17 protein-coding genes, 1 pseudogene and 1 riboswitch are annotated in these 21,729 nt (G+C 54.2%); of the genes and pseudogenes, 11 read left to right on the top strand and 7 right to left on the bottom strand.

The features are described from left to right. Nucleotide 1: 1 nt before the first annotated feature. The 3 genes and pseudogenes from C813_RS46660 to C813_RS44660 all read right to left on the bottom strand — a co-directional run. Nucleotides 2-157: pseudogene (locus C813_RS46660) on the bottom strand (phosphatidate cytidylyltransferase); the annotation flags it as partial. A gap of 73 nt (nt 158-230) precedes the next feature. After that, nucleotides 231-1,055, bottom strand: coding sequence for a glyoxylate bypass operon transcriptional repressor IclR (iclR, locus tag C813_RS44665; protein WP_017459404.1), 825 nt, complete (start codon nt 1,053-1,055; stop codon nt 231-233). Nucleotides 1,056-1,178: 123 nt separating this feature from the next. Beyond that, complete coding sequence (locus C813_RS44660) at nt 1,179-1,841, bottom strand: hypothetical protein (protein ID WP_017459405.1); 663 nt, start codon at nt 1,839-1,841, stop codon at nt 1,179-1,181. A 243-nt stretch (nt 1,842-2,084) separates the two neighbouring features. On the opposite strand from C813_RS44660, the gene metH reads away from it, so the two are divergent. The 5 genes from metH to rluF all read left to right on the top strand — a co-directional run bounded on the left by metH (nt 2,085) and on the right by rluF (nt 10,063). Next, the gene (gene metH / locus C813_RS44655) at nt 2,085-5,771 is read left to right on the top strand and encodes a methionine synthase (RefSeq protein WP_017459406.1); all 3,687 of its coding nucleotides are present in this window, start codon (nt 2,085-2,087) and stop codon (nt 5,769-5,771) included. 261 nt (nt 5,772-6,032) lie between these two features. Continuing rightward, nucleotides 6,033-6,809, top strand: a complete 777-nt coding sequence (locus tag C813_RS44650) for a hypothetical protein (RefSeq protein WP_017459407.1) — start codon at nt 6,033-6,035, stop codon at nt 6,807-6,809. Continuing rightward, nucleotides 6,793-7,260, top strand: a complete 468-nt coding sequence (locus C813_RS44645) for a hypothetical protein (protein ID WP_017459408.1) — start codon at nt 6,793-6,795, stop codon at nt 7,258-7,260. Before C813_RS44650 ends, C813_RS44645 begins: the two co-directional genes overlap by 17 nt. Before the next feature lie 171 nt (nt 7,261-7,431). Beyond that, nucleotides 7,432-9,063, top strand: coding sequence for a Na/Pi cotransporter family protein (locus C813_RS44640; protein WP_017459409.1), 1,632 nt, complete (start codon nt 7,432-7,434; stop codon nt 9,061-9,063). A 136-nt stretch (nt 9,064-9,199) separates the two neighbouring features. Next, nucleotides 9,200-10,063, top strand: coding sequence for a 23S rRNA pseudouridine(2604) synthase RluF (gene rluF, locus C813_RS44635; protein ID WP_017459410.1), 864 nt, complete (start codon nt 9,200-9,202; stop codon nt 10,061-10,063). Here rluF and C813_RS44630 read toward each other — a convergent pair whose 3' ends face one another. Further along, on the bottom strand, nt 10,064-10,336 hold the full coding sequence (locus tag C813_RS44630; protein WP_017459411.1) for a DUF3811 domain-containing protein: 273 nt from the start codon (nt 10,334-10,336) through the stop codon (nt 10,064-10,066). A 247-nt stretch (nt 10,337-10,583) separates the two neighbouring features. Here C813_RS44630 and C813_RS44625 point away from each other — a divergent pair, with 247 nt between their 5' ends. Together C813_RS44625 and C813_RS44620 are read left to right on the top strand one after the other, a co-directional pair. Then, nucleotides 10,584-10,895 (top strand): type II toxin-antitoxin system HigB family toxin, encoded by a 312-nt coding sequence (locus tag C813_RS44625; RefSeq protein ID WP_017459412.1) that lies wholly within the window; start codon nt 10,584-10,586, stop codon nt 10,893-10,895. Next, on the top strand, nt 10,892-11,326 hold the full coding sequence (locus C813_RS44620) for a helix-turn-helix domain-containing protein (protein WP_017459413.1): 435 nt from the start codon (nt 10,892-10,894) through the stop codon (nt 11,324-11,326). Before C813_RS44625 ends, C813_RS44620 begins: the two co-directional genes overlap by 4 nt. A 36-nt stretch (nt 11,327-11,362) precedes the next feature. Here the strand turns inward: C813_RS44620 and panS are convergent, their stop codons facing one another. Both panS and rtcR read right to left on the bottom strand, forming a co-directional pair. Then, nucleotides 11,363-12,304 carry a ketopantoate/pantoate/pantothenate transporter PanS gene (panS, locus tag C813_RS44615; RefSeq protein WP_017459414.1) on the bottom strand — a complete coding sequence of 314 codons (942 nt, stop codon included), beginning with the start codon at nt 12,302-12,304 and terminating at the stop codon, nt 11,363-11,365. A 251-nt stretch (nt 12,305-12,555) separates the two neighbouring features. After that, a complete protein-coding gene (rtcR, locus tag C813_RS44610) occupies nt 12,556-14,142 on the bottom strand; it encodes an RNA repair transcriptional activator RtcR (RefSeq protein WP_017459415.1) in 1,587 nt (528 codons plus the stop codon). 470 nt (nt 14,143-14,612) lie between these two features. On the opposite strand from rtcR, the gene C813_RS44605 reads away from it, so the two are divergent. Genes C813_RS44605 through C813_RS44595 form a run of 3 tightly spaced genes read left to right on the top strand, consistent with a single transcriptional unit; the run spans nt 14,613 to nt 17,771 of the window. Beyond that, entirely contained in the window at nt 14,613-15,755 is a 1,143-nt protein-coding gene (locus C813_RS44605) for a slipin family protein (RefSeq protein ID WP_017459416.1), read from the top strand. Then, nucleotides 15,745-16,971, top strand: coding sequence for an RtcB family protein (locus tag C813_RS44600; RefSeq protein ID WP_017459417.1), 1,227 nt, complete (start codon nt 15,745-15,747; stop codon nt 16,969-16,971). The genes C813_RS44605 and C813_RS44600 overlap by 11 nt, the downstream gene beginning before the upstream one ends. A 14-nt stretch (nt 16,972-16,985) precedes the next feature. Next, entirely contained in the window at nt 16,986-17,771 is a 786-nt protein-coding gene (locus C813_RS44595; RefSeq protein WP_017459418.1) for a nucleotidyltransferase domain-containing protein, read from the top strand. A gap of 55 nt (nt 17,772-17,826) precedes the next feature. Here the strand turns inward: C813_RS44595 and lysC are convergent, their stop codons facing one another. After that, nucleotides 17,827-19,176 (bottom strand): lysine-sensitive aspartokinase 3, encoded by a 1,350-nt coding sequence (gene lysC, locus C813_RS44590; RefSeq protein ID WP_017459419.1) that lies wholly within the window; start codon nt 19,174-19,176, stop codon nt 17,827-17,829. A gap of 91 nt (nt 19,177-19,267) precedes the next feature. Continuing rightward, nucleotides 19,268-19,493: riboswitch (Lysine riboswitch) on the bottom strand. A gap of 362 nt (nt 19,494-19,855) precedes the next feature. On the opposite strand from lysC, the gene pgi reads away from it, so the two are divergent. Then, complete coding sequence (pgi, locus tag C813_RS44585) at nt 19,856-21,505, top strand: glucose-6-phosphate isomerase (RefSeq protein WP_017459420.1); 1,650 nt, start codon at nt 19,856-19,858, stop codon at nt 21,503-21,505. The last annotated feature ends 224 nt before the right edge of the window (nt 21,506-21,729 follow it).

Here is a 21,729-nt window from a genome sequence, read left to right as displayed (position 1 = left end):
ATCAGGTGAAGTAATATCTCACCACATGGAAGAAGATCGGGGCGGCAAAGCAGAGAGAATCAATCCTGTCCATCATGCCGCCGTGCCCTTCGAGCATCGCGCCGAAATCCTTCACGCCGCGATCGCGTTTAATCGCCGACATACACAAGCCGCCAGAAGACACGCGCATGAACGTCCCTGGCACCGTAAGGTGAATAAAAAGGGACTTTCGTGCTGTAACCTTTTGTAAGTTAACGCATTCCCCCGTAAGCCAGCGTCACTTCTTTCGCGCCACGGATCACCATTGCGCCCAGTTCGGTAACGCGGTCATCGGTGATGCGTGAGATAGGCCCGGAGATGGAAATCGCCGCGAAGGGTTCGCCGTGTTCGTCAAAAATGCACGCCGCTACGCAGCGTAACCCCAGCGCATGTTCTTCGTCGTCAAAGGAGTAGCCGCGTTTGCGGCTCTGAGCGAGATCTTCTTTCAGGTGTACCGGCGATACCAGCGTGGCATGGGTGTACGCATGCAACCCCTGACGGTGCAGCAAACTGCCAACTTGCTCATCGCTCAGGCGTGACAAAAACGCTTTTCCCGCGCCAGAGGCATGCATCGGTAATTTGCCGCCAATCGGCGCGGACATGCGCATCAACTGCGTACACTGCACCTGATCGATAATAATGGCCTGATGGTCGCTCTTATCCAGCACCGCGAGATTCACGGTTTCGCCGGATGCTTCCATTAAGTTGCGCAGGATCGGGTGAACAATCGCCATCAGGTTACGGCTTTGCAGAAAACTGCTGCCAACGATAAACGCATGCGCGCCTACTGACCAGTGGCCCAGCTCACCTACCTGGCGAACAAACCCTAGCTGCTGCATGGTCGTGAGTAAACGGTGGGTGGTAGAGTTCGGCAAACCGGCCTGTTGCGCCAGCTCGGTAAGGGCGACGCTGCCATGAGACTCGGCAATCCATTCCAGCAGTTTCAGGCCGCGGGTCAATGACTGGACTTGCCCACCCGCCGGAGCGGCCGGGGCTGTAGCTTTTCTGCCTCGTTTAGCGGGAACGGAAGTGGCCATGACTGGCTCCTTTTTCTGTATCGTGGAAATCATTTTCGTTTTTATTGAGTATAACGCAACTCCCAGGCAGACTGATCGGATGAGTTCGCGCAAAACAGAACGAAAATGCCGGATACAGCCTATTTATTGACGCACATGTTTCGCCAACTGCGTATGTTGAGCACACAGCGCAATGGTCCGTCTTACCTGGCTCAGTGGATGTTCCGGAAACATCTCATCATATTGACGATCGTCGCTCGGCAGGCAACGCAGCTCACTTTCCCGCAATTTGGCGAAGAGCGCGTCGGCAGAATCGATAAATTCGGGTTCGTCGTAAACGGGCGGTATGTTGCCCTGCTTAAATTGTAAATCCATCACCACCGCTTCGCGAAAGCCGGTGTTCCCTTTTTCTACCGCTTCCGCATTGATCTGAAAGAGCCCGTGTTTTACGGGGAGCCAGATAATGGCGACAAAATACATACCGAGCGAACCCGGCGTGGGATCGCGATATTTAAACGTGCCCTGTAACGCGGCGACTCCCTGAATAGTGAGCGCCGTGAGCTCCAGTAATGCGCCGCCAATTTTTGCCGTTTCTTGCTGCCAATAATGTGTGGCGGCGGCAATATCGTGTAAGGCGAAGGGCCACTGCACAGGGGCATGGAGCTGAAGGCGCACCGCGCTTTGTTCCGGAGTGGACCATGCCATGCTGGTGTCATGGCTCTCATACAGTTGCCACCCGGCGATGTTGAGTTGCAGGTCGGTGAGACGAGGTTTCTTATGGCCAAAAAGAGACGTCAAAAGCGACATAATCCGTTCCGTAAGTAGGTGCGCCTGTAAGAGGGCAGAAGGTTTCAGCATACATCGGCACGCTGGCCTGAAAACTTGACAAGTCATTGCCCTGAAAAGGTAACGGGTTGACGTAGCCATCAGGCTTGCGGGCGTTACGTGAGCATCTCTCATGTTCACCCCGCGTCGCTTTTCCGCTCTGCCACTTTATGCCAGTATGTCCTGCTGGCCTTTTGGCCTGGTTGAGCATTGTCGGGAGCACGTGTGAGCAGCAAAGTTGAGCAACTGAAGCACCAGTTAAGCAAAAGAATTCTGGTTCTGGATGGGGGCATGGGCACCATGATCCAGAGCTATCGTCTGAGTGAGCAGGATTTTCGCGGCGAGCGCTTCGCCGACTGGCCTTGCGATCTTAAAGGCAACAACGACTTGCTGGTGCTCAGCAAGCCGGAGGTAATAAGCGCAATCCATGACGCCTACTTTGCGGCGGGCGCGGATATCATCGAAACCAATACCTTTAACTCAACGACAATCGCCATGGCGGATTACCAGATGGAATCCCTGTCGGCGGAAATCAACTTCGCTGCTGCCAAACTGGCGCGTGCCAGCGCCGACAAATGGACGGCGCAAACGCCGGATAAACCGCGTTATGTCGCGGGTGTGCTCGGCCCGACCAACCGCACTGCCTCAATCTCACCGGACGTTAACGATCCGGCGTTTCGCAATATCTCCTTCGATCAGCTGGTTACCGCTTATCGCGAATCCACCAAAGCGCTGGTGGAAGGGGGATCGGATCTGATCCTCATCGAAACGGTGTTCGATACGCTTAACGCCAAAGCGGCGATCTTTGCGGTAAAAGCGGAGTTTGACGCGCTGGGCGTTGAGCTGCCGATCATGATTTCCGGCACCATTACAGACGCCTCCGGGCGTACGCTTTCCGGGCAGACCACCGAAGCGTTTTACAACTCTCTGCGTCACGCCGATGCGCTCACCTTCGGCCTGAACTGCGCGCTGGGGCCGGATGAACTGCGCCAGTATGTGCAGGAACTTTCCCGTATCGCCGAATGCTATGTCACCGCGCACCCGAACGCTGGCCTGCCCAATGCTTTTGGGGAATATGATCTTGATGCCGACACCATGGCGGCGCAAATCGGCGAATGGGCGCAAGCCGGTTTCCTGAATATTGTCGGTGGCTGCTGTGGTACCACGCCAGAACATATCGCCGCCATGAGTCGTGCGGTCGAAGGCGTGTCGCCGCGCCAGTTGCCGGATGTACCGGTCGCTTGCCGCCTCGCGGGTCTGGAGCCGCTCAACATTGGCGACGACAGCCTGTTTGTGAACGTCGGCGAACGTACCAACGTCACCGGTTCCGCCAAATTTAAACGCCTGATCAAAGAAGAGAAGTACGCCGAAGCGCTGGACGTAGCGCGCCAGCAGGTAGAAAGCGGCGCGCAGATCATCGACATCAATATGGATGAAGGGATGCTCGACGCCGAAGCGGCGATGGTGCGTTTCCTCAACCTGATTGCCGGTGAGCCGGACATTGCCCGTGTACCCATCATGATCGACTCCTCAAAATGGGAGGTGATCGAAAAAGGGCTGAAATGTATCCAGGGCAAAGGCATCGTCAACTCGATTTCAATGAAAGAGGGCGTTGAGCCGTTCATTCACCACGCGAAACTGGTGCGTCGCTATGGCGCCGCCGTGGTGGTGATGGCCTTTGACGAAATCGGTCAGGCGGATACGCGTGCGCGCAAAATCGAAATTTGCCGCCGCGCTTATAAAATTCTTACCGAAGAGGTGGGTTTCCCGCCGGAAGACATTATCTTCGATCCGAACATCTTCGCCGTAGCAACGGGTATTGAAGAGCACAACAACTATGCACAGGACTTTATCGGCGCGTGTGAAGATATCAAACGCGAACTGCCGCATGCGCTGATTTCCGGCGGTGTTTCCAACGTTTCGTTCTCGTTTCGCGGCAACGACCCGGTGCGTGAAGCTATCCACGCCGTGTTTCTTTATTACGCCATTCGTAACGGCATGGATATGGGCATCGTCAACGCCGGGCAACTGGCGATTTACGATGATTTGCCTGCCGAGCTGCGCGACGGTGTTGAGGATGTGATCCTTAACCGCCGTGATGATGCCACCGAGCGCATGCTGGATCTGGCGGAAAAGTACCGCGGCAGCAAAGCCGCCGATGAAGGGGCAAACGCGCAGCAGGCGGAGTGGCGCAACTGGGATGTGAAAAAACGTCTCGAATATTCGCTGGTAAAAGGCATCACCGAATTTATCGAGTTCGATACCGAAGAGGCGCGTCAGCAGGCCGCTCGCCCGATCGAGGTGATCGAAGGGCCATTGATGGACGGCATGAACGTGGTGGGCGATCTGTTTGGCGAAGGCAAAATGTTCCTGCCGCAGGTGGTGAAATCCGCCCGCGTGATGAAACAGGCCGTGGCCTATCTCGAACCCTATATCGAAGCCAGCAAAGAGAAGGGCAGCAGCAACGGCAAAATGGTGATCGCCACCGTGAAAGGCGATGTCCACGACATCGGCAAAAACATCGTCGGCGTGGTATTGCAATGTAACAACTACGAAATTATCGATCTCGGCGTGATGGTGCCTGCCGATAAAATCCTGAAAACCGCGCGTGAAGAGAATGCTGACTTGATTGGTCTTTCCGGGCTGATTACGCCGTCGCTCGATGAAATGGTCAACGTGGCGAAAGAGATGGAACGCCAGGGGTTCACCATTCCGCTGCTGATTGGCGGCGCGACCACATCGAAAGCGCACACGGCGGTGAAAATCGAGCAGAACTACAGCGGGCCGACGGTGTATGTACAAAACGCCTCGCGTACCGTGGGGGTGGTGTCAGCCCTGCTTTCGGATACGCAGCACGATGAGTTCGTTGCCCGTACTCGCAAAGAGTATGAAACCGTGCGTATCCAGCATGCGCGAAAAAAACCGCGTACGCCGCCAGTGACGTTGCAGGCCGCGCGGGAAAACGATCTCGCCTTTGACTGGGAAAGTTATACTCCGCCGGTCGCGCATCGCTTGGGTGTGCAGGAAGTTGCCGCCAGCATCGAGACGCTGCGTAATTACATCGACTGGACGCCCTTCTTTATGACCTGGTCGCTGGCCGGGAAATATCCGCGCATCCTTGAAGATGAGGTGGTGGGAGAAGAGGCGAAACGTCTGTTTGCCGATGCCAACGAGATGCTGGATAAACTGAGTGCGGAAAAGCTGCTCAACCCGCGCGGTGTGGTCGGGCTTTTCCCGGCTAACCGTGTTGGCGACGATGTCGAAATCTATCGCGACGAAACCCGCACGCAAGCTCTGACAGTGGGTTGCCATCTGCGCCAGCAAACGGAAAAGGTCGGTTTCGCTAACTACTGCCTGGCGGATTTTGTCGCCCCCAAACAGAGCGGTAAAGCGGACTACATTGGCGCATTCGCAGTGACGGGCGGTCTTGAAGAGGACGCGTTAGCGGAAGCGTATGACGCCGCGCACGATGATTACAATAAAATCATGGTGAAAGCGGTGGCCGACCGCCTGGCGGAAGCCTTTGCGGAATACCTGCATGAGCGGGTGCGTAAAGTTTACTGGGGCTACGCGCCGAACGAGAACCTCAGTAATGAGGAATTGATCCGCGAAAATTATCAGGGCATTCGCCCGGCACCGGGTTACCCGGCCTGCCCGGAGCACACGGAGAAAGGCACCATCTGGCAGTTGCTGGACGTTGAAAAACATACCGGGATGAAACTGACCGAATCCTACGCGATGTGGCCAGGGGCATCGGTTTCCGGCTGGTATTTCAGCCACCCGGACAGTAAATATTTCGCGGTTGCTCAAATTCAGCGCGACCAGGTGGAAGATTACGCGCGGCGGAAAGGCATGTCGGTGGCAGAAGTTGAGCGCTGGCTGGCGTCTAATTTAGGTTACGACGCAGATTAATGACAACAGGGCATTTTTTAAATGCCCTGCTTTTTCGCCATTTCATTTTCGCGAAACTATCGTGAAGCAAACATAATACCGATTGAAACTAAGAACATTCTTAAAAATGGATATTTTCTTAGACCCTTCTTCCCCTTCATGCGTATGATGGACACTGACTATACGGCAAGATTGCTTACTCTTTTGCGGTTCATTTAATTGTCATAAATTTAACTTAGGTATTATGAAATGGATATTTATGATATAAGAAAAAGAAATCTATTGCCGAAGGATTACGAGAATATCCTGGCGCCAGATATCGCGAAGAATATTATTAAAAAGGAATATTTCATCGAGAATAGCCCGAATAATATTTTGGGCAGCATCGATGGTTACACGATTAAGCGGCACCATGGTTTTAAATATGGCTTACCGCACGATCCGCTTGGTCATCAAAAAGAAAAACATATTGATAGCCTGGTGGATAAAGGCGTGGTGGTAGTCGTGCGCCCGAACGTTAGCACGCGTAACCGCTTCTATTACCCGTTCTTTATCGCGGAAAACGCCGAACTGTTTTGTGTGCAAGGCTTGTCGTTTAACGCGGTGTTTATCAGAACCATTTTGAACGGGTTTAAAGACAGCGTGGCGATGCATGGTCGACCCGCCCCGACCCGAAGCACCTTTGTACCGGTGACGCCTGAGTTTGGCCCAGGTTACTGGAAAACCAGCGAAACAGATTTTCACGGCGTCAAAAATACCGCGGTAATGATGCTCAACCGGGCGACCAGTATGGGCGATCAAGGGCGCGTATTTGGCTCCGACGGTAAAGATTATATGAACACCTCGCGAGACAAAATTCAGCTATGGACGCCAATACCGGAAAGCGTCTCGTCTGATACCCGAGAAATCCTCTATAATCGCTCGGTGATCCGGCGTTATGGTGAAAAGCGTACCGTTTATCAGAAATACCTTGAGGGTGATGATGCCTGGACGCAATCGGGGAAATCATGGCAATGGATTCCAGGCGTAAGGGATGAGGATTATGAATTTAAGAAATAAGATTTTTGCTTTTTGGGGTATTATGGACGTGCTGGCGCTGGCCAGTTATTTATTTTTTTCGCTGCAAGGCGGTAACGTTCCTTTTTATTCCGACATTAGCGGCTTTTATACCAATTATTCACAGCTAGGTGTGAATGGATTGATGGGCGTAATTATCCAGACGATGTTCTTTATTAATATCGCGCTGATTATCTCGCTGGTTTTTTCTGCCTGGTCTTTTTTCGTTAAAAAAGACATTCATACTATTTTCTTTATCGTGCAGGAAATAGCCCGCGTGCTGTCGCTAAAATGCTCAGTGGCGTTGATTCCATTGTTTATGCATTTCGCTGGTTTTACCGCTGCGTGGGGGGCAATGTTGCTGTTTGTCCTCTCGGAAGTGCTCAAAATTGCTTCGGTTGTGTGGGCTAAACGCCAGGGCAACCCGCAAACGGCACCTGCCGTTTCCCGCTAACCGGTAAAGCCTCGCTTCTGTCACAAAACCGTCATTTTTGTTTACAACTATCAGGGGGCTTAACCGGCACCCTGCGCTTTTCTTCGCATTGACGCCTTATACTTACTTCATAATGTTGACGTTATCTTCCCGGTAACGAGCAACGCATAACGATAAGGAGAACCAGATTCTGTGCTGACTTTGCTTCATCTGCTTTCTGCCGTGGCTCTGCTGGTGTGGGGCACACACATTGTACGTACCGGTGTGATGCGTGTTTTTGGCGCGCGTTTACGTACCGTTCTTAGCCGTAGCGTCGAAAGGAAACCGCTCGCCTTCTGCGCGGGTATCGGCGTGACTGCGCTGGTGCAAAGCAGTAACGCCACCACCATGCTGGTGACCTCGTTTGTCGCCCAGGATTTAGTGGCGCTCACTCCGGCATTGGTGATTGTGTTGGGTGCAGATGTCGGGACCGCGCTGATGGCGCGCATTCTGACGTTCGATCTCTCATGGTTATCGCCGCTGCTGATTTTTCTTGGTGTTATTTTCTTCCTCGGGCGTAAACAGACGCGCGAAGGCCAGCTTGGGCGCGTCAGCATCGGCCTTGGGTTGATTCTTCTGGCGCTGGAGCTGATTGTGCAGGCGGTTACGCCGATCACCCAGGCTAATGGCGTGCAGGTGATTTTCGCCTCGCTGACCGGCGATATTATGCTCGATGCGCTGATTGGTGCGGTGTTCGCCATTATCAGTTACTCCAGCCTGGCGGCGGTGCTGCTAACGGCGACGCTGGTTACGGCAGGGATTATCTCTTTCCCGGTCGCGCTGTGTCTGGTGATTGGTGCCAACCTCGGTTCTGGCCTGCTGGCGATGCTCAATAACAGTGCCGCTAACGCTGCCGCCCGACGCGTGGCGCTTGGCAGTTTGCTATTCAAGCTGGTGGGCAGCCTGATTATCCTGCCATTTGTTCATGTGCTTGCCGCGTCAATGCAGAAACTACCCTTACCGGAAGCAGAACTGGTTATCTATTTCCATGTGTTCTACAACCTGATCCGCTGCCTGGCGATGGTGCCGTTTGCCGGGCCAATGGCGCAGTTTTGTAAGCGGATCATTCGTGAAGAGCCAGAGCTGGATACGCGCCTGAAGCCAAAGCATCTCGACAGTTCAGCACTGGATACACCAACGCTGGCGCTGGCCAATGCTGCGCGGGAAACCTTGCGCATGGGCGATGCGATGGAGTTGATGCTCGAAGGGTTGCATAAAGTAATGCATGGCCAGCCTCGTCAGGAGAAGGAACTGCGCAAACAAGCCGATGACATCAACGTGCTGTACACGGCGATTAAGCTCTATCTGGCGCGGATGCCGAAAGAGGAGCTGGCGGAAGAGGAGTCAAAACGCTGGGCAGAAATTATCGAGATGTCGCTGAACCTTGAGCAGGCCTCCGATATTGTCGAGCGCATGGGCAGCGAAATCGCCGACAAATCGCTGGCGGCGCGACGCGCTTTCTCTGTTGAAGGCTTGCAGGAACTGGATGCGCTGCATGAACGGCTGGTGGGGAATCTGAAGCTGGCGATGTCGGTATTTTTCTCCAGCGACGTGACCAGCGCCCGGCGTTTACGCCGTAGCAAGCACCGTTTTCGCATTATGAACCGTCGTTATTCACATGCGCATGTTGACCGCCTGCATCAACAAAACGTGCAAAGCATTGAAACCAGCTCACTGCACCTCGGTTTGCTGGGCGACATGAAACGTCTTAACTCCCTGTTCTGCTCGGTGGCCTACAGCGTGCTGGAACAGCCGGATGAAGACGATGAGCGCGATGATGCTTGATCCGTACCGTGCCTGCGGGCACGGTAACTAAACCCCCACTTTTACTGCGTAACTGCACAAATTCGATTTGGTGCGGTGAAAATCCGGTTTTATCTCCCGGCGAAGCCAGTTATATTCCGCTTTTACAGGAGAATTTATGCTGCCAACCCAATCAACACGTTTAAACAAATACATCAGCGAAAGCGGGATTTGCTCACGCCGCGAGGCTGACCGTTACATTGAGCAAGGCAACGTCTTTATCAACGGCAAGCGCGCCGGGATTGGCGATCAGGTGGTTGCCGGAGACGTTGTGAAAGTGAATGGTCAACTTATCGAGCCGAGAAACGATGAGGATCTGGTGTTTATCGCGTTGAATAAACCCGTTGGTATTGTCAGTACCACCGAAGATGGTGAAAAAGACAATATTGTTGATTTCGTTAATCACAGCAGCCGTATCTTTCCCATCGGCCGTCTGGACAAAGATTCGCAGGGGCTGATTTTTCTCACTAATCATGGCGATTTAGTGAATAAAATCCTGCGCGCCGGCAACGATCACGAGAAAGAGTATCTGGTGACCGTCAATAAGCCCGTCACTGACGAATTTGTGCAGGGGATGAGCGCTGGCGTGCCGATCCTCGGCACCAAAACTAAGAAGTGCAAAGTAAAAAGGGAAGCGCCATTTACCTTTCGCATTACGCTGGTTCAGGGGCTGAACCGCCAAATCCGCCGCATGTGCGAATACTTTGGTTATGACGTCACCAAACTTGAACGCACGCGTATTATGAACGTCAGTCTCACTGGCTTGCCGCCGGGGGAGTGGCGTGACCTGACCGACGACGAGCTGATTGCGCTGTTTAAGCTGATTGAGAACTCATCGTCAGAAGCGAAGCCGAAAGCAAAAGCGAAACCGCAGGCGGCGAAAAAGCCCGCAGTAAAAGTGGCGAAGCCCGAAGAGAAAAGCCGGGCGAAACCGGCGGGAAAACGCTTTACCCAGCCGGGCAGGAAAAAGAAAGGACGCTAGTTAGCGCTTGCCACGCGTTGAGGTGTTTGCCGACCAGGAAAATGTGGCATTCTCATCCGGTTTATAAGCCTGCTGTTTCTTCATCTGGCGGGCTTTCTTCGCTGCCGCTTCGCGCTGCGCCATCAGTTTATCGATGTACTCCTTCTTCACATGATTGGCTTCAGCGTTGCTGAGTGGGCGTCCGTGCGCGATGCGGGCGCGATCCAGCAGCGTTTTAAGCTCCCGCTGTTCACTTTCCGTCATCTCTTTTTGCGTCAGTCTGGTCAGGGCCATAAAGCGTTCTCCTTGGGAAGTGCATCGAGTCTACGCGATGTAAGGGGGGATGTCTGCGTGGTGATGCATAAACCCCGGAAGGCGCTTCGCAGATCTGTTATTGGGCGGGTGACTTTCCGGTACTGCACTGTAGGGTGACGCACTTACGATAAGAGGTTTAAGTCGGTAAAAACGACGAATGTTTCCATCTTGTCAATATCATCAACAGCAGTTATGATGTTTCCATAATGGAACGTGTGAGGGAGCGATGCACGTTATATCAAGGAGGCCGTTCGATAACGCGGCTAAAGATTTTCCAAACCATACGCTGGCGCTGGACGCGGTTTACAAAATCCTGAAAAGCACTGTTTACAAGAATCCAGACGAGTTGAGAGAAGAGTTCCCAAGCCTGGATAAGATGAAATACAGGGATAAATGGTGGGTCATCAATGTCGGTGGCAACCATTTGAGAGTGTTATTTTTCGCAGATTTTGAATTAGCAAAGATATTTGTCAAACATATCGTGCCCCATGACGAATATGACAAGCTGATAAGACATTACCGGGAGACCAAAGAATGATTGAGGATGCGATCAAGGCCGCTGACGAGCTGGTGAAACTGGTGCCTTTTTTGGGAAATAACCCCGACAAAGAGGATTATGAACACGCGCTGGAGATGGTTGAACAGTTGCTCACGCATGTGCCGGATAGCTCGCTGGTTGCGCTGCTTACCGCACAGATAGAGCACTATGAAAATAACGATCCGGAACTGGCGGCGTTTAACGCGCGTATCGCGGCACTGCCACGCGGCGTTGCCGCCTTACGGGTTTTGATGGATCAGCACGGATTAAATCAGTCCTCGTTTCGGGATGAAATCGGCCAGCGCTCCCTGGTGAGCCGCATTCTTAATGGCGAACGCAATCTCACTGTCGACCATATCCGGGCGCTGGCGAAACGCTTTAATGTGTCGACCGACGTGTTTATTGAGCCAGCCCATCACATCGCGGGGTGAGTGAAATGGCTGTGGCGGCAGCCATTTCTTGCAAGGTTAACCCTCTTTCACCGCTTCCGTTTTGCGTCTGTCGACCGGTTTGCCCGACCAGTAGCCCGCCAGCAGCGAGCCGGAAAGGTTATGCCACACGGAGAACAGCGCGCCAGGCAGCGCGGCGAGCGGCGAGAAGTAGATTTTTCCCAACGCCGCAGCAAGGCCGGAGTTCTGCATACCCACTTCAATTGCCAGCGTGCGGCAGGTGGATTCATCAAAGCCGAACAGTCTACCACCCCAGTAACCGCCGAGCAGGCCAATGCTGTTGTGCAGGATCACCGCGACAATCACCACCAGGCCAACAGAGGCGATATAGTTCGCGGAACCGGCGACCACGGCGCTGATGATCGCCAGGATGCAGACCATGGAAAACGCGGGCAAATAGGGCTCCAGCGCGTTAACCACGCGCGGGAAAAGGTGGTGCACAACCAGCCCCAACGCAATCGGGATCACCACAATTTGCAGAATGCTTAACAGCATGCCCATCACATCGACCTGAATATGCGCATCGACATACAAACGCGTCAGCAGCGGCGTGGCGATAACGCCCACCAACGTAGAAACCGAGGAGATGGTAACCGACAGCGCGACATCGCCTTTTGCCAGATAAATCATTACGTTTGATGCCGTTCCGCTGGCGACGCTACCGACCAGTACCATCCCGGCGGAGAGATCCGGCGGCATCTTAAAAATCAGCGCCAGTAGCCATGCCGCCAGCGGCATCACCAGATAGTGCAGGAAAATACCGGCGGCAACCGGAGCCGGGCGCGACAGGACGCGTTTGAAGTCATCAATTTTTAAGTGCACGCCCATGCCAAACATAATCAGCATCAGCAGCGTGGTGATCCATGGGCCAATGGCGATAAACGTTGGCGGGAAATAATAGGCGAATACCGAGAGCAGCAGCGCCCATAACGGGAACAGCCGCGTGAAAATTGCGAGCATGTGGGGATTCCTTGCGATTGTTGTGTTGTGTTTTTATTACCCTTCACTCTTCAGGCTACAGGTGCGCTGGCGAAGCCAATAGCGTCAGTCATTTCTGCGCCGGTAACCCGGTAGTCTCACGTATGAGCGCTGTTCGCAATCGTTCCTGCAACCCGAATGAATGAGGGTTTTAAGGAGGGGATCGAGCCCGACCATTGGTATTGTTTATCGTGCTAAGGAATATTATTCAAACAAATTATGATGAAGATCTTTTATGTTGCTCCGCGTACGCTTTCCCAGCTCAGCCCGAAGCGGGACAGGTATTTGCGCAGACGATCCGCATCATTCGGATTGGCCTTTTTCTGCCGGGAAATGGCGAACAATTCACGTCCAGCTTCCGAAAGCGTCTGGCTGCGCCGGCAGACGGCAATCACTGTTTCTAACTGGCGTTGATCGAACAGATCCAGCGTGCTGATATCCACGGGGAGGTCAGGTAGTGCTGATTCTCCGCGCCAGTGATGCGCTAAACGCTGCACCTCTTCCTCGACTAACGCGTCGTTAATCCGCCCCTGTTCCGCCAGTGTTGCCATTCGCGCGATTGACGTGCTCAGTTCGCGAAAGTTGCCGCGCCACGCCGCGTGGGGAGAGCAGGCGAAGGCCAGATAGCGCTCGCGCGCGCCCTTATCAAAGCGGATTTGCGTCTGCTGCTGCTGTGAAAAACGCTGGAGTTCATACTCAATATTCGGAGCGATATCTTCCCGCCGCTCCGCCAGACCCGGCAGCGCGAACGTCCACATATTGATACGCGCAAAGAGATCTTCCCTGAAACGACCTTCCGCCACCCACTGCTGCATATTCCGGTGCGTGCCCGCAATAAGTTGAAAATCACTGTGCACTTCTTTATCGGAGCCAAAGGGGAAAAAAGTCTTCTCTTCAATCGCTTTCAGCAGCATCGCCTGTTCATCCAGCCCCAGTTCGGCGATCTCATCAAGGAACAGCACGCCGCCATCGGCCTCGCGCAGCAGTCCGGTGCGCGCCTGTTGTGCGCCGGTGAACGCGCCTTTCACATGGCCGAATAGCGTCGACATGGCGTTATCGCCGCGCAGTGTGGCGCAGTTCACCGCCACCAGACGCCCCTGCACCAGGTGGCGGGACTGGCGTAACTGAAAGATGCGTTTTGTCAGAAACGATTTCCCCGCACCGGTTGGCCCGGTCAGCAGAATGGGCGCAGTCGAGCGCAGCGCTACGCGTTCGATTTGCTCGATTAAGCGGTTAAAGGTGGCATTACGCGTATCAATACCGGATTTCAGGAACGACACAGATTGCTGCTGTTCACGCTGAAAACGGCTGGTCAGCGTGGCGTAACGGCTTAAATCCAGATCGATAACCGAACAGACACCGGCGGCGATCGCCTCGTCAGCCGCACCTTTCTCCGCCGGACCGGTCTGCAGCAGGCTGGCGGGCAGATAACGGGCTTCGGTCAGCAAGAACCAGCAGATCTGCGCGACGTGCGTCCCGGTGGTGATATGCACCAGGTACTCTTCGTTTTCCGTATCGAACGGGTAATGGGTAGCGAAATCGAGAAACGCGGCATACACCTCTTCAAAATCCCACGGATCGTTAATCGTCACCGCATGTTTGCGTACCTCGGTATGTGGCGATACGAGGGCAATATCTTCCGCCGTCTGTTGCGCCAGTCCTTCATCGCGCGGCTGGTGCAGCAGTTCAAGCCTGTCGACAGTGAGATCCGGCTGCTGGCACAACCCTACGGTGGGCCGCCATTTGCGAAAGCGGTTTTGTCGTTTACCCCGTTTATCCAGCACCGTTCCCAGTACACCAATTACCACCCGACGCTTCATGTTTATCCCATAAGATAAAGATCGATATTAAAAGATAAAAAATAATCATCCTCGCCGCAATGCCATCAAACCATCTGAAAAATAAAATCATTATTTTTCAAATAAATAAAAATTTTATTCGCTTGTTTTTGGTTTTGGCACGCTTATGGCAACAACTGTTACGTCAGCACGCTGAGTTAGCAGGGGTTACGCACCCCGCCGGCGCACCAGGAACGGCACGAGACGTTTTCCCGGGGGCGTTCCGTCAGTGGAAAGACATTTGCGAAAAGTCGGTTCTTTTTCGGGTTCGAATCCCGGATTCGCCACCTTATCTGTGGAGATAAACAGGCAGTACCCCGGTAGTCGGGCTATTGACGATTACCCCCAACGACCGCCGGTAAAGGCGCCGGGCGGCAGGCAAAACGGTGTTTCCCCTGCGGTTTCGCCCCTGCATTCGCGGTCGTTAAGGCTAACAATTTAAGGAGAAAGTCATGACCAACAAAATCACAATACGTAAAGGTCAATTAGGTTTACTGGCAAAAGAGGGTGATTACATCCAGGTTCTGGAAACCGGTGAGCACCGCCTGCCGTGGTTCAACAAACCCGACGTGCTGGTGGTGAATACTGATGGTAGCGAAGTGGCTGCCGGTCTGGCGGAGTATTTGCGTCGTTTCCAGCCAGAATGGGTGGAGCGTTACTGCCTGGTTGCCGATATGTCAGATAACGAAGCCGGTGCGCTTTATCTCAACGGCATGCTGCTGGAGATCCTGCCGCCTTCAACGCGCCGCCTGTACTGGCAAGCGGATGACGCACTGAAACTGGTACGCATGGACACTCGCGATGTGCGGGTTCCCATGGAGATCCTGAACGCCGTGGCTCAACCCAAACGCGGCGTGGCGGTAAAAGGTCGCGACGCGATTCTGGCGGTACAGGTTCCGGCTTGGCACGCGGGCGTTTTAAAAGTGGATGGCGTGACGCAGGCGCTGTTACCGGCGGGATTGAGCGGCTACTGGAAAGTAAATCATCTGGTGGAAGCCGAAGTGGTGGACTTACGCCTGCAAGTCCTTGAAGTAAGCGGCCAGGAGATCCTGACTAAAGATAAAGTCACCTTGCGGCTGAACCTGGCGGCGAACTGGCGTTACACCGATGTATTAAGCGCCTTTGCCCAACTGAGCAAACCGCTGGATCACCTCTACCGCGAATTGCAGTTTGCCCTGCGTGAAGCGGTGGGCACGCGCACGCTGGATGAGTTGCTGGAAGATAAGCAGGTAATCGATGAGTTAGTGAGCGTGCAGGTGGCAAATCGCATAGCGGCATTTGGTATTGAAGTGGCGTCGCTGGGGGTAAAAGACATCATCCTGCCCGGTGAGATGAAAACTATTTTGTCGCGCTTAGTGGAAGCGGAGAAATCGGCACAGGCCAATGTTATCCGCCGCCGGGAAGAGACCGCTGCGACCCGTTCGTTGCTGAACACGGCAAAAGTGATGGAGAGCAACCCGGTGGCGTTGCGGCTTAAAGAGTTAGAAACGCTGGAGCGTGTGGCGGAGCGCATCGATAAGATCTCGGTCTTTGGTGGCCTCGACCAGGTATTGCACGGTCTTGTTAACATCAAAGGAAGTCATGATGCAGCATAACGACTATCAACTGCTGGTGCAGGAGCACAGTGCGCCAGTGAAAATGTGGACCCACGGCGTGCCGGTCGAACCCGAAGCGCGTGAGCAATTGCTGAACACAGCAAAAATGCCATTTATCTTCAAACACTTGGTCGTGATGCCAGATGTGCACCTGGGAAAAGGCTCGACCATCGGCAGCGTGATCCCAACCAAAGGGGCGATTATCCCGGCGGCGGTGGGCGTGGATATTGGCTGCGGCATGATTGCCGTGCGCACCTCGCTGCTGGCGGCAGATTTGCCGGATAACCTCGGTGGGCTGCGCAGTGCCATTGAGCAGGCAGTACCGCATGGATGTTCGGTGAACCGGTCGAAACGTGATAAAGGCGCGTGGGAAAACCCTCCGCAAGAGGTGGATAGCCACTGGGCGTTGCTTGCGCCGCGCTTTAAGCGCCTGACGGATAAATACCCGCGCTTGTTGCAAACCAACAACTATCAACATTTGGGAACGTTGGGAACCGGCAACCATTTTATTGAAGTGTGTCTGGATGAGCAGCAGCGCGTGTGGGTGATGTTGCACAGCGGGTCGCGCGGCGTGGGTAACGCCATCGGTAACGTGTTTATCACCCTGGCGCAGCAGGATATGCAGCAACACATCGCCAATTTGCCGGACCGGAACCTGGCCTATTTCCAGGAAGGTAGCAAGCACTACAACGACTATCTGGAAGCGGTCGAATGGGCGCAGGATTTCGCCCGCCAGAATCGTGAAGTGATGATGTCGCGCGTACTGGCGGCGCTGTCGCGCATCGTGACCAAACCGTTTATCACCCGGCAGGAAGCGGTGAATTGTCACCATAACTATGTGCAAAAAGAGACGCACTTTGGTGAAGAGGTGGTGGTGACGCGTAAAGGCGCGGTTTCTGCGCAAAAAGGGCAGATGGGGATTATTCCCGGCTCGATGGGCGCGAAAAGTTTTATCGTGCGTGGGCGGGGAAATGAAGAGAGCTTCTGTTCATGCAGCCACGGAGCAGGGCGCACCATGAGCCGTACGGCGGCGAAAAAACGCTTTACCGTGGAAGATCAAATTCGCGCGACCGCGCATGTGGAGTGCCGCAAAGACTGCGAGGTGATCGATGAGATCCCGATGGCTTACAAAGATATCGACGCGGTGATGGCCGCGCAGGAGTCGCTGGTAGAAGTGGTGCATATCCTGCGCCAGGTGGTGTGTGTGAAAGGATAAGAAGGATAGTCATAATGGAACCTTTAGGCGTTGATGTCGCCATGCGCGGGCGTGTGCGGCAGGTGTTACACGATGTGGAACAAACCTATGGCGTGAAGGTGCTTTACGCCTGCGAGTCCGGTAGCCGCGGCTGGGGTTTTGCTTCGCCGGACAGCGATTACGATGTGCGCTTTTTGTATGTGCATCAACCGGACTGGTATCTGCGCGTCGAGCCGCAGCGTGATGTCATCGAACTGCCGATAGACGATGAACTGGACGTTTGCGGGTGGGAGTGGCGCAAAGCGCTGGGGTTGCTGAAAAGCGCTAACCCGGCCTTAATCGAATGGTTAGATTCGCCGATCGTCTACCAGCAGGATGACGCCACGCTCGCCGCGTTGCGCGTGCAGGTGCCGCACTGGTTTTCGCCAGTCAGAGCGCGCTGGCACTACTATTCGATGGCGAAAAAGAACTTTCGTGGCTATTTGCAGGGTGAAGAGGTACGGCTGAAAAAATACTTTTATGTGCTACGTCCACTGCTGGCGGTGCGCTGGATAGAGGCGGGCAAAGGGATGCCGCCAATGCGTTTCGCGACGTTGCTGGCAGGCAGCTGCCTCGACGCGCCATTACGGGCAGAAATCGATGAGTTGCTGGCGTTAAAACAGCGGGCCGGTGAAGCACAGTACGGTGCGCAACGTCCGCTGCTGCATGCGTTTATCGGCGATGAACTGGCGCGCGGCGAAATCGCCGATGCGCTGCCGGAAAGCCGTAGCGGTAAGGTCAGCGATCTCGACGCGTTGCTGTTCCAGACGGTGATGTCATAAGAAAAAAGCCCGGTAATTTACCGGGCTTTTTGCTCTCATCCGCACACGGGAGGAATTACTCAAACAAGTTGTGATGCAGTTTTTGCACCACTTGTTCGGCCTCTTTTCCGGGCACAAGGAAACAGAGGTTATGGCTGGATGCGCCATAGCAAATCATGCGGATATTAAACGGATCCAGCACGCCAAACACCTCTTTACCCACGCCGCAGGCTTTCGACAAATCGTTGCCGATAATCGCCACCAGCGCTAAATCTTCTTCCACTTCCACCCGGCACAGAGAAGAAAGCTCGGTCAGCAGAGCCTGGGTTAATAAGGTGTCGCCGGTTGACGTTGAACCGGTGGTGTCCAGCGTCAGCGCCACGCTCACTTCTGAGGTGGTTATCAAATCAACCGAGATATTGTGACGCGCCAGGATGCCAAACACTTCGGCAAGAAAACCGCGTGAGTGCAGCATGTTCAGGCTGTGCAGCGTGAGCAGGGTCTGCTTGCGGCGCAGCGCCAGTGCGCGGAACAGCGGCGGGTTGCTGGTGTTATTACACACCAGCGTGCCACCGGCTTTCGGATCTCTGCTGGAGCCGACAAAAACCGGAATGTCGCTGCGTACTGCGGGCAACAGCGTGGCGGGGTGCAGCACTTTCGCGCCGAAAGTCGCCATCTCTGCCGCTTCTTCAAAGGCTATCTCATCAATGCGTTTCGCGGCGGGCACCACGCGCGGGTCGGTGGTGTAAATGCCTGGGACATCGGTCCAGATATCCACGCGGGAAGCGTGCAGCGCTTCACCTAACAGCGCGGCGGTATAATCGCTGCCGCCGCGACCGAGTGTGGTGGTACGGCCTTTGGCTTCGCTACCGATAAAGCCTTGGGTGATTACTAACCCTTCATTAAGGCGCGGCGCGAGTTGCTGCCCGGCAAGTTCCGCCAGCGCAGCGACATCCGGCTCAGCGCGGCCAAAACGGTCGCTGGTACGCATCACTTTGCGCACATCAAACCACTGCGCCTGTACGCTGCGTTCGCGCAGCACTTCCACAAACAGCAGCGTCGACATCAGTTCGCCGTGGCTGACTAATTCGTCGGTCAGCGCGGTGGATGTCGCCAGCGATGCGGCTTCGGCAAGCGTGGTGATATTTTCCAGCAGGCGCTCAATCTCTTCGCGGATCACCGCCGGGTTAGCCAGGCGTTCCAGAATATCGAACTGAATTTTGCGGATAGCGTCGAGCTTGACGAAACGCTCGCTGGCTTCCAGCCCTTCGGCCAGCGCAACCAGCAGATTGGTTACGCCTGCGGAAGCGGAAAGCACCACCAGACGAACGCTGGTGTCGGAAAGCACCACGTCCGCACTGCGGTTCATGGCATCAAAATCGGCAACGCTGGTGCCGCCAAATTTGGCGACAACGAAACTAGTCATAACAACCTCGTGTCAGGGGATTCTCTATTCAGCCATGGCACAAGGAAAGAGCGAAAAACGGGGTGGGCGCAGAGCGATAAACAGCTACGATTTCCCCAGAAGTGCTCCACCTTGTCTGCCCGCTTTCAATAATGTCTGCGGACATGAAACGTTCGACTGCGAACGCTTCTGGTGACAACCCAGGGGATTCAGCCCCTGTAGCCGATAACGCACGCTGCCAGGCGTTTTGTTATCTCGGCGTTACTCCCCCTCAGGTGTTTTCATCAGCCTGGCGCTTCGAACACCGTGTGCCTGGGTAACGCGCCTCTTCTGGCAATGTTTACCTTCGCTTTTCACGCTGCAGCGGCGTTGGCCGCCTTCACTTACCCCGGTCACTTACTTGTGTAAGCTCCCGGAGATGTGCTAACGCGAAAAACTCTGGTAATACAAACCCGCGCATGCGCGGGTAGTACGTTTATAAATAAAGGGTTAGCGGGCATGCTGTCAACGCCGGGATTATGCGGATTTTTCATGCTGCATTGGTCGTCAGTAAAATGACTTATGTTGTGCTCAAATTCGGCGATTTTTGGTCGTTATTCGCCCGCGTGTACGGCGAGCCGGCACAAAAACCATCACAATTTTCGCTGGCAGGCGCTACAATCGACGGCAGTCACAATTCTCAAATCAGAAGAGTATTGCTATGAAAAACATCAATCCAACGCAGACATCTGCCTGGCAGGCATTACAGAAACACTACGCTGACATGAAGGACGTCACTATCGCGGATCTGTTCGCGAAAGAGGGCGACCGCTTTAGCAAATTCTCCGCAACCTTCGACGACCTGATGCTGGTGGATTTCTCCAAAAACCGCATCACGCAAGAGACGCTGGACAAACTGCTGGCACTGGCCAAAGAGACCGATCTGGCGGGGGCGATCAAATCCATGTTCTCCGGTGAAAAAATCAACCGCACCGAAGATCGCGCCGTGCTGCATGTCGCGCTGCGTAACCGTAGCAATACGCCGATTGTGGTGGATGGCAAAGATGTAATGCCGGAAGTGAACGCGGTGCTGGAGAAGATGAAAGCCTTCTCTGAAGCGATCATCTCAGGTAGCTGGAAAGGTTACACCGGTAAACCGATCACCGACGTGGTGAACATCGGTATCGGCGGTTCCGACCTCGGCCCGTTCATGGTGACCGAAGCGCTGCGTCCGTACAAAAACCACCTGAACATGCATTTCGTCTCTAACGTCGATGGTACGCATATCGCCGAAGTGCTGAAAAAAGTGAACCCGGAAACCACGCTGTTCCTGGTAGCCTCTAAAACCTTCACCACCCAGGAAACCATGACCAACGCCCACAGCGCGCGCGACTGGTTCCTGAAAACCGCCGGTGACAACAAACACGTGGCGAAACACTTCGCGGCGCTCTCCACCAACGCGAAAGCGGTCGGCGAGTTTGGCATCGACACCGCTAACATGTTTGAATTCTGGGATTGGGTCGGTGGCCGCTACTCTCTGTGGTCGGCGATTGGCCTGTCTATCATCCTCTCCGTCGGTTACGACAACTTTGTTGAGCTACTCTCCGGCGCGCACGCGATGGACAAGCACTTCTCCACCACTGAGCTTGATAAAAACCTGCCGGTGCTGCTGGCGCTGATCGGTATCTGGTACAACAACTTCTTCGGCGCTGAAACCGAAGCGATTCTGCCGTACGACCAGTACATGCACCGTTTTGCCGCTTACTTCCAGCAGGGCAACATGGAGTCCAACGGTAAATACGTTGACCGTAACGGCAACGCGGTGGATTACCAGACGGGTCCAATTATTTGGGGTGAGCCGGGCACCAACGGTCAGCACGCGTTCTATCAGCTGATTCACCAGGGCACCAAAATGGTTCCGTGTGATTTCATCGCGCCGGCTATCACCCATAACGCGCTTTCCGATCACCACCAGAAACTGCTGTCCAACTTCTTTGCGCAGACCGAAGCGCTGGCGTTCGGTAAATCCCGCGAGGTGGTTGAGCAGGAATATCGCGATCAGGGTAAAGATCCGGCAACGCTCAATCACGTCGTGCCGTTCAAAGTGTTTGAAGGTAACCGCCCGACTAACTCTATTCTGCTGCGTGAAATCACCCCGTTTAGCCTGGGTGCGCTGATTGCGCTGTACGAGCACAAAATCTTCACCCAGGGCGCAATCCTCAATATCTTCACTTTCGATCAGTGGGGCGTGGAGCTGGGTAAACAGCTGGCGAACCGCATTCTGCCTGAGCTGGGCGATGACAAATCCATCTCCAGCCACGACAGCTCAACCAATGGTCTGATCAACCGCTATAAATCCTGGCGCGGTTAAACCACATAAGCGTCGCTTCGGCGGCGCTTTTTTTTACCGATTATATTTATTCCTGCGAGGTTATATTGCGCGAGGATTTCGCCCGATATATATAAGCAATTCCGATATCGATATTTTAAAGTTAAATTACGGGGAGATTCCTGGTTCGCTGTTTCTATATCTATCATCAGGTTTATCTGAAAAACGCGACAGGCAGATAATCGGTTGCTATAAATTTTAGGACT

Source organism: Kosakonia sacchari SP1, from assembly GCF_000300455.3.
In the GTDB taxonomy this organism is placed as follows: Bacteria; Pseudomonadota; Gammaproteobacteria; order Enterobacterales; family Enterobacteriaceae; genus Kosakonia; species Kosakonia sacchari.
This window is presented reverse-complemented; position numbering and strand designations above follow the sequence as displayed.

Bases quoted from the DNA above. Each gene is read 5' to 3' on its own strand.
- iclR (WP_017459404.1), bottom strand. From the start codon at position 1,055: ATGGCCACTTCCGTTCCCGCTAAACGAGGCAGAAAAGCTACAGCCCCG.
- C813_RS44660 (WP_017459405.1), bottom strand. From the start codon at position 1,841: ATGTCGCTTTTGACGTCTCTTTTTGGCCATAAGAAACCTCGTCTCACC.
- C813_RS44645 (WP_017459408.1), top strand. From the start codon at position 6,793: ATGAATTTAAGAAATAAGATTTTTGCTTTTTGGGGTATTATGGACGTG.
- rluF (WP_017459410.1), top strand. From the start codon at position 9,200: ATGCTGCCAACCCAATCAACACGTTTAAACAAATACATCAGCGAAAGC.
- C813_RS44630 (WP_017459411.1), bottom strand. From the start codon at position 10,336: ATGGCCCTGACCAGACTGACGCAAAAAGAGATGACGGAAAGTGAACAG.
- C813_RS44625 (WP_017459412.1), top strand. From the start codon at position 10,584: ATGCACGTTATATCAAGGAGGCCGTTCGATAACGCGGCTAAAGATTTT.
- C813_RS44620 (WP_017459413.1), top strand. From the start codon at position 10,892: ATGATTGAGGATGCGATCAAGGCCGCTGACGAGCTGGTGAAACTGGTG.
- panS (WP_017459414.1), bottom strand. From the start codon at position 12,304: ATGCTCGCAATTTTCACGCGGCTGTTCCCGTTATGGGCGCTGCTGCTC.
- rtcR (WP_017459415.1), bottom strand. From the start codon at position 14,142: ATGAAGCGTCGGGTGGTAATTGGTGTACTGGGAACGGTGCTGGATAAA.
- C813_RS44605 (WP_017459416.1), top strand. From the start codon at position 14,613: ATGACCAACAAAATCACAATACGTAAAGGTCAATTAGGTTTACTGGCA.
- C813_RS44600 (WP_017459417.1), top strand. From the start codon at position 15,745: ATGCAGCATAACGACTATCAACTGCTGGTGCAGGAGCACAGTGCGCCA.
- C813_RS44595 (WP_017459418.1), top strand. From the start codon at position 16,986: ATGGAACCTTTAGGCGTTGATGTCGCCATGCGCGGGCGTGTGCGGCAG.
- lysC (WP_017459419.1), bottom strand. From the start codon at position 19,176: ATGACTAGTTTCGTTGTCGCCAAATTTGGCGGCACCAGCGTTGCCGAT.
- pgi (WP_017459420.1), top strand. From the start codon at position 19,856: ATGAAAAACATCAATCCAACGCAGACATCTGCCTGGCAGGCATTACAG.